We start from the raw sequence: 13369 nt of genomic DNA on the forward strand, positions 1-13369 counted from the left end.
CCACTTTCGACAGTAACTCTCGATTGCCCGGAGGAGGGGGCCGACTTCCTCCGGATCTACCACGGCGGCGTGGTGTTTGGTGCTTGCCGGTGCCAGTGCATCCCGGAGATCGGCCGTCACGTCTCGCTCGGCTCGTCCGGTGGCGATGGCGTACCGCATGACCTGCCCGGTCAGTGCCTTCACTCGATGGGCGGTCTCCGTATGCCCCTGGTTGGCCACGCGGCGCAGAACCTGGAGGACCTCCGGGGCCGTGATCTCCGCGATGGGGCGGCGGCCCAGGGCTGGGAAGGCCAGCCGCTCCAGCCGGCGCAGATTGCGATGAGCGTGGCTCTCCGTGACCTCTTGGGTGTGCTTCGTCTCGTACCACTCCCGGGCCACCGCTTCGAAGGTGGTCGCCGCTGCCACGGTCTGCGCGGCCTTTTCCGCTTGCTTATGGGCGCTCGGATCGATGCCCTCATCCAGCAGGTCCCGGGCCTCATTCCTCTTTTTGCGCGCTCCTTTGAGCTTGGTGTCCGGGTAGGTCCCCAGGCTGATCCGCTTCTCCTTGCCCCCAAAGCGGTACTTCAGCCGCCACCGCTTGCCCCCGCTGGGGGTGACCTCAAGATACAGTCCCTTCTCATCGCTGACCTTGTAGGTCTTGTCGGCGGGCTTGGCTTGCCGGACGCCGGTGTCCGTCAGGGGCATGGGGGCAACCTCCGTGGCTTGTGGGGGCAACCTCTGCCCGTTGCCCCCGGGTTGCCCCCAAAGTTGCCCCCACTTACCCATGGCTGTCAACGGATCTCCATGGACCTGGGTGGACGCCAAAACGGCGTATATCACTGATTTAAGGCAATAAAAAAGCCGCCCGAGGGCGGCTTTGGAAGGTTGTTTGGTGGAGGCGGCGCCCGCCGCCGTGGGGCTGCGCCTAGTAGCGCCAAGTAACGCAAGCCCCTGAACGCGCACAGTTTAACCTTTGACCCTTGTAACGTGAAGTAACGACGCGTAGCATCCGATAATACGCCCTTTGTTGGGTAGGTTGGAGGTTACGCAATGCCAAAGAAAGCCAAGGAACTGACCGCCACGCAGGTGCGGAGACTGACCGCTAAACCGGGGCTGCACGCCGTGGGCGGAGTCTCCGGCCTGCTGTTGCAGGTGACCAAGAGCGGCGCCACGTCTTGGGTGCTGCGTTACTCCACCGGAGAGATGCGCACCACGGCCAGCGGGGAAGCGTATGCCGTCCGGCACGACATGGGGTTGGGGCCGTTTCCCGAGGTGACGCTTGCGCAGGCGCGTGACGCGGCGCGAGAGGCCAAGCAACAGATTCGGGAGGGTATCGACCCGGTTGCCGAGCGAAAAGCCGCGAGAGACGCCACCAGGGCCGCACAGGCGAAGCGTAAGACCTTTGAGCAGGTTGCCCGCGAATGCCACCACGTCAAGGCGCAAGACTTCCGAAGCGAGAAGCACCGCGCCGACTGGATTAGCAGCCTTGAACGGTACGCGTTCGAGAAACTGGGCAGCCTGCCGGTGGACGCTATCGAGCTGCCGCACGTTAAAGACGTGCTGGACCCGATCTGGACCAGCAAGACCGAGACCGCCACGCGCGTGCGCCAGCGCGTGGAATCGGTCCTGACCTTCGCCACGGTCTCCGGCTACCGGGAAGGCGAGAACCCGGCCCGCTGGGACGGCAACCTCAAGGAGGTTATGCCGAATGTGGGCAAGCGCAAGCGGACCAAGCACCACCCCGCATTGCCGTGGCAACAGGTGCCGGAGTTCATGGCCGACCTGCACACGCGCGAAGGCGTAGGGGCGCGGGCGCTAGAGTTCGCGATCCTGACGGCGGCCCGTTCCGGCGAAGTGCGCAAAGCAACGTGGGACGAAATAGACCTGAATGCTCGCGTTTGGACTGTGCCGGGCGAACGGATGAAGGCAGGCAAGCCGCACCGTGTGCCCCTAAGCGATCAAGCGGTGGCCCTGTTGGAGTCTTTGCCGCGCATGGAGGGCGGCTATCTGTTTACGGCCCCGCGTGGTGGCGAGCTATCCGATATGAGCATTAGCGCCGTCTGCCGCCGCATGGGCTACACCGAACCCACCACGGGGCGCGTGGTGGTCCCGCACGGGTTCCGTTCATCGTTCAAGGATTGGGCGCGGTCCCGCACCGCCTACCCGGATGAAGTCTCGGAACTGGCCCTTGCCCATGTGAACAGCGACGCCACCCGCGCGGCCTATGCTCGTGACGAACTACTGCCGCAACGGTCGCGCCTGATGGTCGATTGGGCGCGGTTTCTGAATGAAGGAGTGCCGGAGTCGGCGGAAGTGAGAGAAATCGGGGAGGCGCGGGGATGAGTGACGATTTTCTGAAGACGCTGCCGAAACTGGAAAAGGAGCTAGGCCGCGAAGGCGCGCGGCAGTTCCTTGAGCTTCTGCGGCAGCGTGCGTTTGACGCTGAAGCGCAAATGCACGAGGCATGGACGCGCGCCACCGGCGACGTGCCGCCTGAAAGCGTTGTGAAGCTAACCGGGCGCTATGTGCGCCGCGCAGTGGCCGAGCACAGAGACATGGCCGAAGAAATCCGGCGTGCTACCCGCTGGGAGCGCGTGGCGGGAACATCCATGCTCGCAATGGGACAGAAAAAGATTCAGGGCGGAGAGACAACCGCAGAATTGCGAAAGGAAGAAGCTGAAGAAACACGCCGTAAGATCGTGGAGATTTGGCACTCCCTCACGACAATTCAAGAACGAAACCGGGCTGCCGTGATTGCCAAACGCGTTGGGCTCACAGCGCGCCAAGTTCGCGAGCATTTGAAAAAAGCGGAAGTGCGCTAAGCGTCCCCGCCAACCCCCCGCGTGTACTGCACCCGTCGCTACCAAAAACGACGGAGTGCAGACAAATGAACCAAACAAAACCGACCCACCTTTCTGATAAGCAGATCGCTGCCCTTTACAACGTTCACCCGAAAACCCCTTGGCGGTGGGCGCGTGAAGGCACCTTTCCCAAACCCGTAAAACTCACGACCGGCTGCACGCGGTGGCGCGTTGCCGACCTTGAGGCGTGGGAAGCGGAACGGGAGGGCGGCGCCCATGCTTGAAACTAAAAACCCCGCCGCCGGGGTAACGGCGAACGGGGTAGACGCGAGCGGGGGGATGCTCGGGGTTGATTATAGCACTGCGGACACGTCTGCAAAGCTAACGCCAGACCTTGAAGCAGCCAGCGACTTCTTGACGTTCCTGGATGAAGACGCAGAGCGTTTTACATTCCAGACCTTCGCGGATACCCCAGAGGCCAAGGCCGAAGATGCCGCGAATAAAAAAGCAGATCGACCAAAGAAATACGCCCGGACGCTGCATGGGACGCTAGACCAGCACGCGCCGGAACTTGAGCGCCTAAACGGTCTCGGTGCTGGCGTATTCGTCTCGTTAAACGAGACGGACGGCCAAGGCCGTAAGGCGCAAAACATGACGCGGGTTCGCGCTGTTTTTTCCGATACGGACGGCGCGCCATTGGGGCCGATCCTTCAGCACGGGTTGGAGCCGCAACGGATCAACGAGACCAGCCCGGGCAAGTGGCATGCGTTCTGGCTGGTGGATGGGCTAGAGCCTGCCGAGTTTGAAGGCGTACAACGCCGGATCGCGGAAACGTTCGGCTCTGATCCGTCTGTTCACGACCTGCCGCGCGTGGTGCGCGTGCCGGGATTCTGGCACCGCAAAGCCGAGCCGTTCCAGGTGCGCGCCTATCACCAAGGCGGAGGCCGCCCGTATGACGCGGAAACCATCCGCCGCGTATTCCCGCCCCTACCACGCGAGGAAAGCAGCGAGAAACCGGCGCTAGGCGATCTGAACGCGGACATGCAGGCCGCCCATGCTAAGGGGCTTGAGCCGCACCACCTGGGCGGGGGCAAGTGGTCCATTCGGTGCCCGTGGGAAGCTGAGCACACCACGCCCGGCAATGGCAGCGACTCGGTTTATTGGGAACCCTACACCGGCGGTTTCAAGGGTGGCGGGTTCAAGTGCCTGCATGCGCACTGTACCGACCGGACCATCCGAGACTTTCGGGCCGCCGTGGGTGCTCCCGAACCTGACGCCGAAGCGTTCGACACCCGCGACCCGGTGGCCCCGTTCGATATGGACGCCGCCCGAGTGGGCGAACTGCTGGACCGCGAACCGCCCGAGCGCGAATGGCTGGTCACGGATCGCCTGCCGCTTGGCGTGGTGGGCCTGCTGGCCGCAGCGGGCGGTACGGGTAAGAGCATGGCGACCCTGCAACTCGCTGTTTCCGTCTGCACGGGGGTGCCCTGGCTTCAAATGCCGATGGGCGAACCCGGCACCGTGATGATCTTCAGCGCGGAGGATGACCGGGACGAAGTACACCGCCGCCTTGCCCGCGTGGTGGGCATGTACCGGGACAACGTGACCGGATACGGCCTGCTAGACCACCACGCATGGAACGAACACGACGAAAGCATCCGCCGCCGTCTGTTCGTGTTCGACCGCGTAGGCGAGAACAACCAACTCACGAGGAAGGTGCACGGCACCACGGAGCGCACCGAGTTTGCGGAGCGCGTGATCCGCACCGCCCACCAGGCACCCGAACCCCCGCGTCTAATCGTGTTGGACCCGCTAAGCCGTTTTGACGGTGGGGAGCCTAACGACAACGCGGACGGCACCCGACTGGTGGAGGCTGCCGAGCAAATCCGCAAACAGACCGGCGCCACCGTCCTACTACCCCACCACGTCGCAAAAGCCAGCATGAAAGACAGCGAGGCCGGGCAGGAGGCAGTACGCGGCGCGTCCGGGCTGGTGGATGGGGCGCGCTGGGTTGGCCTGCTGCAAACGATGGGAACCGATACGGCCAAGCACTTCGGCATTGATGAAACCGAGGCCGGGCGCTATGTGCGGTTCAGCACGCCGAAGGCCAACTATTCCGCGCCGTGGGGTGCCTTGTGGCTCGAACGGCAAGCCGGGGGCGTGATGGTGCCCGCCGAACTGAAGCCCACCAAGGCCACCACCCGGGAACGGAAGGCCGATGCCGAGTATCACGAACTGATGCGCCGGATCGCCAAGCTAATCGACGAAAAAGGGCCGATGCCGAAACGGCGTATTGCCGACGATTGGGGCGGCACGACCAACACCCTGAAGGCCGGGCAGAAGAAGGTACGCGACACGATCCAGCGCGCCATTGAGGAAGGCCACCTAGTGACCCGCGTAGAGGACAGCAAGGAGCTTGTCGGCCTGCCCGAGACCTCCACGCAAGAGGCGGCGGCATGAACGGGCAACCGGGCGGGCAACGGGCAAACGGGCAACGGGCAAATTGCCCGCCAAAACTGCCCGCCCGTGGTTTTTGGCGTCATGGCGCCGTTTCCCGAGGGCAGCGGGCAAAACCTTATTTTGCCCGTGGGTACGCCACAGCCCGCGCCACACAAGGGCGGGCAACGGTCAGCGGGCAACCCCCTACGGGGGAACGGGCAGTTTTGCCCGCCCCCTTGGGTGGCGGCGCAAAGACCGCCGCAACCGGACAGAAACAGACGAACAGGAGCAAGGCATGAACAACCACACGCAACAGACCATCGGCCCCGGCGTAATCGTTGGGGAGTACCGGGACCGGATTCCGGCGCACTGGCCCGCCATTGATGTAGAGCCATTGGGTAGCAAGCGCACCCGTGTCTCTGTACTGCCCCCGGAAGGCGAGGCGCTCACCCTGGCGATGCTTGCGCCCGTACTGGACGCAATAGCGGTTCGAGCGGATGAAGTCATGGTGACGATGGAGGGTGGAGGGGATCGCGTTTCGATTGTGGTCCCGAGTGCCTACGCGCCCCGATTGGCGCAGCGGCTTTGGCGTCTATGCGGATAGACGAACAAGCGCACCCGGTGGAGTAGCCCCGCATATATCGGGGGCTTTCCGAACCGGGGGAGGGTCGCACCAGCAAAAAACCGAGTTCGATTCCCAATTGCTCCGCCCCGCTCCATTGCTGTGATGCGCCTGAGCCGTAGAATGGAAGCCGTACCCAACAAACTACCCCACCAAAAGGCGCGCGATGAACACAAAACAGGCAGAGATACCCGCGCGGTATTCATCCGACTGGATCGAATCGCTGGACGGGCGCACCCGGCTGGCGCAGGCCGCCCGCGCTCGCCTGGACGCATTGCAGGCCGATCTTGGCGGTGCGGATGCCCTGAGCTATCAGCGCCGGAGCCTCGCCAAGCGGATCGTTTGGCTGGAGGTACAGATTGAACAGCGGGAAGCCGCGCTTGCCCGTGGCGAGGAAATCGACGAAGCCCGGCACACGAACAACGTGAACACGCTGGTGGGCCTGCTGAAATCGGTGGGGCTGGACCGCAAGGCAAAGGACGTGCCCGATCTGGCGACGTACCTGCAACAACGCAGCGAGGCCGCGCAGTGACCGTCACGATTCGCGACGCGATGACCGATCCGGCCCTGTTCGGGCACCAGTTCGGCGCGGATAGCTGGGAAGGCTGGAGGGCGCTGCTGGTGGGCTTTTATGGCCTGCCCCTGACCGATGCCGAGGCCGAACACTGGCACGCGCTGACAGGCCGCGAGAGCGCGCCACAGAGCGCCCATGACGAGCTTTGGATGGCGATAGGCCGCAGGGGCGGGAAGTCCCAATGTGCGGCGCTGTTGGCGGTCTACGAAGCGGCCTTTCGTGACCATGCCGACCGGCTTTCTCCCGGCGAAGTGGCGACCGTCGCGGTACTCGCTGCCGACCGCAAACAGGCGCGGGCCGTGTTTCGGTATGTCTCCGGCCTGATGCGCTCTAACCCGATGCTAGAGCGGATGATCGTTCGCGAGGATAAGGAGGCAATCGAGCTATCGAACCGGGCCGTTATCGAGATCACCACGGCCAGTTTCCGCGCCACCCGTGGTTACACCTTCGCCGCCGTGATCGCAGACGAGATTGCATTCTGGCGTTCGGATGAATCCGCGAACCCTGACGCGGAGATTATCAACGCGGTACGCCCTGGCCTCGCCACGCTACAAGGCCCCCTGATTGCGCTTTCCAGCCCCTACGCCAAGCGGGGCGAACTTTGGAATGCGTACTCGCGGCACTTTGGCGAGGGCGGCCCCATCCTGGTGGCGCAGGCGTCCAGCCGAACAATGAACCCGGAACTTCCCGAGCGCGTGGTGCAGCAAGCCTATGACCGCGACGCAGCCAGCGCCCGCGCAGAGTATGGGGGGCAGTTTCGCGACGATGTTGCCGCGTTCCTGCCGCGTGAGGTCGTTGACCAGGCGTTGCGCGCGTCCCCCCTTGAACTGCCCTGGAGCCGCAAGGCCCGCTATCACGGGTTCGTGGACCCGGCAGGCGGCGGACAAGACGAATACGCGATGGCGATTGGACACCGCGAAGGCGAGCGCCTGGTGGTGGACGTACTGCGCGCCCGCAAAGGAGAACCCGCCGCGATCACAGCCGAGTATGCGGAGGCGTTCAAGGCGTATGGAGTCCGACACGTTCATTCGGACCGCTACGCCGGCGAATGGCCGGTCACGGAGTTCGAGCGCCACGGCGTCACTGTGGAGCAGGGGGCCAAGCCCAAAAGTGACTTATATCGCGACGCCCTCGCCGCCTTCAATTCCGGGCGCGTGGAGATTCCACCAGACGACAAGTTGCAGGCGCAACTGGTCAGTCTGGAGCGCCGCACCGCTCGTGGTGGGCGTGACTCTATCGACCATCCCCCCGGCGGCCACGATGATCGCGCCAATGCGGTGGCCGGATTGGTGGCGATGAATAGCCGCGATTCCCATTCACGCATGGTGGCCTTGACCACCTGGTAACCGAAGCAAACCCCGAGGAAAGACGATGACACCGAAACTCAAACATTCACCGCAGCGCACCCAATGGGTAACGGGCCACGTTGCCCGCAATCACGGCGACGTGAGCCACGCCAAGCTGGAACAGATTGTGGCCGACGCCCTGGAAGGGGCACTGATCCACGATCACGACAGCATGACCACACACCGTAAATTCGGACGCGCAGACGCCGCGCCCGCTGGTGGAATCCGAACTGATGGAGGTAATCCGACCATGACCAAACGAAACCAAGATGACGCAGCCGACCGCATCCGCGCCAAGCAGGATGCGGCGATGGATGATCTGCGCAACGCACACCGCCGTCCCTCGCGAGGCATGACCAAAGCAGACGCCAAGGCGGCCACCGTAGGTACTACCCGTGCCGCGCAGCCGAAGACGACCACCGACGCCAGCGCCGAGAGTGCGTTCGAGGCGATGAAGAATGCGCACCGGAGGGCGAAGTGATGGGTAAGCAAACGCACGTCGCGAAACTGGAAACCGACATTGCCGAGGCGTACCGCCTGAACGAACAGTCCGCCGATGCGGCGGATAAGGCGCGAGCGGAATACGAATCAGCTATTTCGGCTGGCAACTTCGACGATGCCAAGGCCCACCAATCGGCAGCCGCCGAACACGACGCCGAGGCCCGGCGGTGGAAGGATCGCATTGATGCCCTTGAGGCCAAGCGCCCCGAAGCCGAATCGAAGGACGCCATGCCGACCTACCGGCAGGCGCAGAAGGAAGCGCAGGGCGCCATTCAGGCCGAGGCCGATTGCCACCAGCGCGTGGCCGAGGCGATCCAGCATCTAAGCGAACTGCGCCGGGAGCTGGACCAAGTTCACTCCGCTGCCGGTGGTGCCATTGCCGCCGCCCATCGTGCAGCCGACGCTGCCCACCAGCCGCGCGACGAGTTCAAACAACGGTCGCGCTTCGAGGCGGTCGCCGACCTGGGCACGCTGGCCGACCTGTCGCGCGAACTGCGCAACATGGCCGGGCACCAGGCGCAGACCATGCAGGCGGCCCGCGAGCGCGCCCGCAAGGCTGCGTAGAGTTCTCGGGTAGGTTTGCGGCGCACCTTTAAGCGCCGTGGCGCCCTGGCAGTCCTCCGGCTGTTGGGGCGTTTTTTTTGTGTCTCGCCGTTGTTGGGTAGGTGATGGGGCAAAAGAAAAAGGCACCCGTAGGTGCCTGATTTTACTGCTTAACTGGTGGAGGCGGCGGGAATCGAACCCGCGTCCGCAGGCCCTCCGCCCTCGGCTCTACATGCTTATCCTGTCTTTGCGTTTAACCAGCCGCTACCCGACAGGCAGGGAAGACGTCTGGCGATCCCGGTTGAGTTTTAACGGATCCGCGCCGGGCACGCTTCACCGCGAGCTTGTGAGAGTCGACGCCCGATACTGGACGCACAAGCACGGCTCCAGTCGGACGGCACCCTACCGGGTTTTAAGCGGCGAGTGCGTAGTTGTCGTCGTTGGCAACTATTTTTTTGCAGTGATTTTTACGAGGCTCACTACATCCTCGGCATGCACCTCAGGTTTCGCGACCCGCGTCGAATCCAGGTCGCCCCCTTTGCAACTACTCGGACAGGGTACCGCAGTCGGAGTTCCCGTGCACCTCCGACATTCTCCCGGAGGTGGCGGTGCTCCGGTACAATGCGCGGCTCGAAACAGGTCCAACCACGGCACACCGGGTGAAGATGATGCGGGTTTTTCAAGGCGGCACGGCGGTTTCCTCCTTTCGACTGCGGACGCTGGAAGCGGCGCTGGAGGAGCGCACCGGGGTGCCGGTCCGCCTGGCGGCGCGTCATCTGTATTTCGTGCATCTGCACCGCCGGCTCCATGCGGACGAGGAGAAGCGTCTGGCCGCGCTGCTGGACGAAGGCGAGGCCTGGTCCGCTCCGGCATTCGAGGCGGTGCGCGAACCCGTGGTGATCCCGCGCCCGGGCACGATCAGCGCCTGGTCATCCAAGGCCACCGAGATTGCCCGTCATGCGGGGCTGGAATCCGCCGTGGAGCGGATCGAACGGGGTACCCACTGGTACGTGGGTGGTGAGCTGCCGCAGGGGCTGGATCTTGTGGACATGGCTGCGCCCCTGTTCGACCGCATGACCGAGGCGGTCATCGAAGATCCCGCGGACGCGGGCGCCCTGTTCCGCACGGAGACGCCGCGTTCGCTGCAACGGGTGGGCCTGGAGCCGGATGCCCGAAGCGCGCTGGCGCGCGCCAACGGGGAGCTGGGGCTGGCGCTGTCGGAAGAGGAGATCGATTACCTGGCCGAAGGCTATCGAGCGCTGGGGCGGGCCCCGACCGACGCCGAGCTGATGATGTTCGCGCAGGCGAACTCCGAACACTGCCGGCACAAGATCTTCAACGCCCGCTGGGTAGTGGATGGCGAGGAGCAGGACCGCACGCTTTTCGGAATGATCCGCGAGACCCATCGGCTCCATCCGGACGGGGTGCTGTCTGCCTACAGCGACAACGCCTCGGTGATCGCGGGGCATCGCGGGGTGCGGCTGATGCCCGGGCCCGATGGCGAATACCGTCGCGAGGACCTGGATCTTCCGGTGCTTATGAAGGTGGAAACCCACAATCATCCGACCGCGATCTCGCCGTGGCCGGGAGCGGCCACGGGCTCCGGCGGCGAAATCCGGGACGAGGGCGCCACCGGGCGGGGGTCGAAGCCCAAGGCCGGCCTGACCGGGTTTACTGTGTCCAACCTGCGTATTCCGGCGTATCCGCAGCCGTGGGAACGGGATTTCGGGCGCCCGGGACGGATCGAGAGTGCGCTGAACATCATGCTGGAGGGGCCGATCGGTGCCGCGGCCTTCAATAACGAATTCGGACGACCGGCGCTGTGCGGGTATTTCCGCACGCTGGAGTCCGCGTTGCCGCAGCCGGACGGTGGAGAGGTCCTGTACGGTTACCACAAGCCCGTGATGCTGGCCGGCGGCGTGGGGTCGATGCGTGCCGAACACGTGCACAAGGGCGAGGTGCCCGCACAGACGCCCATCGTGGTGCTGGGCGGTCCCGCCATGCTGATCGGACTGGGCGGTGGGGCCGCGTCGTCGATGGCCAGCGGCTCGAGCAGCGAGGCCCTGGATTATGCCTCGGTGCAGCGTGGCAACCCCGAGATCCAGCGGCGCTGCCAGGAGGTGATCGATCGCTGCACCGCGCTGGGTGAAGGCAACCCGATCCGTTCCATCCACGACGTGGGTGCCGGCGGACTGTCCAACGCGATCCCGGAGATCCTCGACGATGCCGGACGGGGCGGGCACATGGAGCTGCGCGAGGTACCCACCGCCGAGCCCGGCCTGTCGCCGATGGAACTGTGGTGCAACGAGGCGCAGGAGCGCTATGTGCTGGCGGTGGACGCCGCGGCCCTCGAAACCTTCCGCGCGATCTGCGAGCGCGAGCGCGCGCCGTTCGCGGTGGTCGGGCAGGCGACCGATGACGGCCACCTGCGAGTGGATGACCGGCTGTTCAACGAGCCGGCGGTGGACATGCCGATGGGCATGCTGCTGGGCGCCACACCGAAGATGACGCGCGAGGACGCGCGCCGGGCCGCGCCGGTCACGACGCTGGAGACGGCCGGTACGGATCTGGCCGAGGCGCTGGAGCGAGTGCTCAATCTGCCGGCGGTGGCCGCCAAGCACTTCCTGATCAGCATCGGTGACCGTTCGGTGGGCGGCCTGGTGGCGCGGGATCCCATGGTCGGCCCCTGGCAGGTGCCGGTGGCCGACTGCGCCGTGACGCTGACCGACTTCGATGGGTATACCGGCGAGGCCATGGCCATGGGTGAACGTTCGCCGGTGGCGATCCTCTCCGGGCCGGCCTCCGGACGCATGGCGATCGGCGAGGTGGTGACCAACCTGGCCGCCGCGGACATCGATGGCACCCGGGCGATTCGCCTGTCGGCGAACTGGATGGCCGCAGCGGGGGTGTCGGGCGAGGAGGCCGGCCTGTTCGATACCGTCCGGGCGGTCGCCGAGGATCTGTGCCCGCAGCTCGGCATCAGCATCCCGGTGGGCAAGGATTCGCTGTCGATGCGCACGGTCTGGCAGGACGCCGACGGTCACGAGCGCCACATGCATGCGCCGGTGACCCTGGTGGTGTCGGGCTTTGCGCCGGTGACGGACGCGCGCCGGACCCTGACGTCGGAGCCGGATGCCCGCGAGGGGGGCAGCCTGTGGTTCGTGGATCTGGCGGCCGGCCAGATGCGGCTGGGCGGCTCGGCCCTGGCGCAGACGGCGGGTGGCATCGGTGAAGTGCCTCCGGATGTGGAAGATCCGGCGGCGTTGCGCGCATTCGTGGACGCGGTCGGCCACCTGCGCCGCGAGGGGCTGCTGTGTGCCTACCACGACCGTTCCGACGGAGGCCTGATCACGACCCTGCTGGAGATGGGCTTTGCCGGGCGTCTCGGCCTGGACATCGACGTGCCGCCGGAGGTGGACCCGGCTGCCTGGCTGTTCAACGAGGAACTGGGGGCGGTTCTGCAGGTGCGGACCGGGGCGGAGGAGGCCCTGCGCGAGGCGATGCAACAGGCCGGTCTCGGCGCGCATCTGCACGAGGTGGCCCGTCTGCGCAGGGACGAGACGGTCACGGTCGCGCAGGCCGGGCAGAACCTGCTGGAGTCGACGCGCGCCGGGCTCCAGCGCCAGTGGCAGGCGACCACCCGACACATGCAGCGGTTGCGCGACAATCCCGAATGCGCCGACGAGGAATACGCACGTATCGAGGCCGATGACGGACTTACCGAACGCCTGCATTTCGATCCCTCGGAAGATATCGCGGCGCCGTTCATCGCCAGCGGGGAACGGCCACGCGTGGCGATCCTGCGCGAGCAGGGTGTCAACGGTCAGCTGGAGATGGCGGCGGCCTTCGAACGGGCGGGCTTCCAGCCGGTGGACGTGCACATGACGGACCTGCTCGAGGGCCGGCGGGATCTGGCCGACATGCAGGGCCTGGCGGCCTGCGGGGGGTTTTCCTACGGTGACGTGCTGGGCGCCGGCGGGGGCTGGGCCCGCACGATTCTCAATCACGAGGGGCTGCGCACGCAGTTTGCGACCTTTTTCGAGCGCAACGATACCTTCAGTCTCGGGGTGTGCAATGGCTGCCAGATGCTGTCGCGGCTGGCGCCGCTGATCCCGGGGGCCGGGCACTGGCCCCGCTTTGTGCGCAATCGTTCGGAACAGTTCGAGGCGCGCCTGTCGCTGGTGCGGGTGGAGCCGGGGCCGTCGGTGCTGCTGGACGGGATGGGGGGCTCGGTGCTGCCGGTGGTGGTGTCGCACGGAGAAGGGCGCGTGGAATATCCCGGCGAGGCCCCGGTGTACGACCAGGCGGCGCTGCGCTACGTGGAGGCCGACGACTCCCCGGCCGAGGCCTACCCGGCCAACCCCAACGGTTCGCCGCGCGGCGCGACCGCCTTTACCAGCGAGGATGGCCGCGCGACCATCATGATGCCGCATCCCGAACGGGTGTTCCGCACGGTGCAGCACAGCTGGCATCCGGCCGAGTGGGGCGAGGACGGTCCGTGGATGCGGCTTTTCCGCAATGCACGGGTGTTCGTCGGTTGAGCCTGATCAGGAATCGAGCGGGG

Annotated in this window: 11 protein-coding genes and 1 other RNA gene; 10 read left to right on the forward strand and 2 right to left on the reverse strand. The window is 65.5% G+C overall.

Going from position 1 to position 13369, the window contains the following annotated elements; translation table 11 throughout:
* Positions 1-684: tyrosine-type recombinase/integrase (locus B1A74_RS00720; RefSeq protein ID WP_143592219.1), on the reverse strand; the 684-nt coding region annotated here is incomplete at its 3' end.
* Between the two features lie 345 nt (positions 685-1029).
* Here B1A74_RS00720 and B1A74_RS00725 point away from each other — a divergent pair.
* From B1A74_RS00725 to B1A74_RS00765, 9 genes are all read left to right on the forward strand, one after another.
* A complete protein-coding gene (locus B1A74_RS00725) occupies positions 1030-2322 on the forward strand; it encodes a tyrosine-type recombinase/integrase (protein WP_077243487.1) in 1293 nt (430 codons plus the stop codon).
* A complete protein-coding gene (locus B1A74_RS00730; protein WP_077243488.1) occupies positions 2319-2801 on the forward strand; it encodes a hypothetical protein in 483 nt (160 codons plus the stop codon). The genes B1A74_RS00725 and B1A74_RS00730 overlap by 4 nt, the downstream gene beginning before the upstream one ends.
* Positions 2802-2866: 65 nt before the next feature.
* Complete coding sequence (locus B1A74_RS14580; protein ID WP_077243489.1) at positions 2867-3064, forward strand: helix-turn-helix transcriptional regulator; 198 nt, start codon at positions 2867-2869, stop codon at positions 3062-3064.
* A complete protein-coding gene (locus B1A74_RS00740; RefSeq protein ID WP_077243490.1) occupies positions 3057-5240 on the forward strand; it encodes an AAA family ATPase in 2184 nt (727 codons plus the stop codon). The genes B1A74_RS14580 and B1A74_RS00740 overlap by 8 nt, the downstream gene beginning before the upstream one ends.
* Before the next feature lie 274 nt (positions 5241-5514).
* Complete coding sequence (locus B1A74_RS00745) at positions 5515-5823, forward strand: hypothetical protein (RefSeq protein WP_077243491.1); 309 nt, start codon at positions 5515-5517, stop codon at positions 5821-5823.
* 184 nt (positions 5824-6007) lie between these two features.
* A complete protein-coding gene (locus B1A74_RS00750) occupies positions 6008-6373 on the forward strand; it encodes a hypothetical protein (protein ID WP_077243492.1) in 366 nt (121 codons plus the stop codon).
* Positions 6370-7761, forward strand: coding sequence for a hypothetical protein (locus B1A74_RS00755; RefSeq protein ID WP_077243493.1), 1392 nt, complete (start codon positions 6370-6372; stop codon positions 7759-7761). The genes B1A74_RS00750 and B1A74_RS00755 overlap by 4 nt, the downstream gene beginning before the upstream one ends.
* Before the next feature lie 25 nt (positions 7762-7786).
* Positions 7787-8242: a hypothetical protein gene (locus B1A74_RS00760; RefSeq protein ID WP_077243494.1), complete on the forward strand. Its 456-nt coding sequence runs from the start codon at positions 7787-7789 to the stop codon at positions 8240-8242.
* A complete protein-coding gene (locus B1A74_RS00765) occupies positions 8242-8826 on the forward strand; it encodes a hypothetical protein (RefSeq protein WP_077243495.1) in 585 nt (194 codons plus the stop codon). Before B1A74_RS00760 ends, B1A74_RS00765 begins: the two co-directional genes overlap by 1 nt.
* A gap of 154 nt (positions 8827-8980) precedes the next feature.
* Here B1A74_RS00765 and ssrA read toward each other — a convergent pair.
* Positions 8981-9342: a transfer-messenger RNA gene (ssrA, locus tag B1A74_RS00770) on the reverse strand.
* Between the two features lie 131 nt (positions 9343-9473).
* On the opposite strand from ssrA, the gene purL reads away from it, so the two are divergent.
* On the forward strand, positions 9474-13346 hold the full coding sequence (purL, locus tag B1A74_RS00775) for a phosphoribosylformylglycinamidine synthase (RefSeq protein ID WP_077243527.1): 3873 nt from the start codon (positions 9474-9476) through the stop codon (positions 13344-13346).
* The last annotated feature ends 23 nt before the right edge of the window (positions 13347-13369 follow it).

It is taken from the genome of Thioalkalivibrio halophilus (assembly GCF_001995255.1).
Taxonomy (GTDB): Bacteria; Pseudomonadota; Gammaproteobacteria; order Ectothiorhodospirales; family Ectothiorhodospiraceae; genus Thioalkalivibrio; species Thioalkalivibrio halophilus.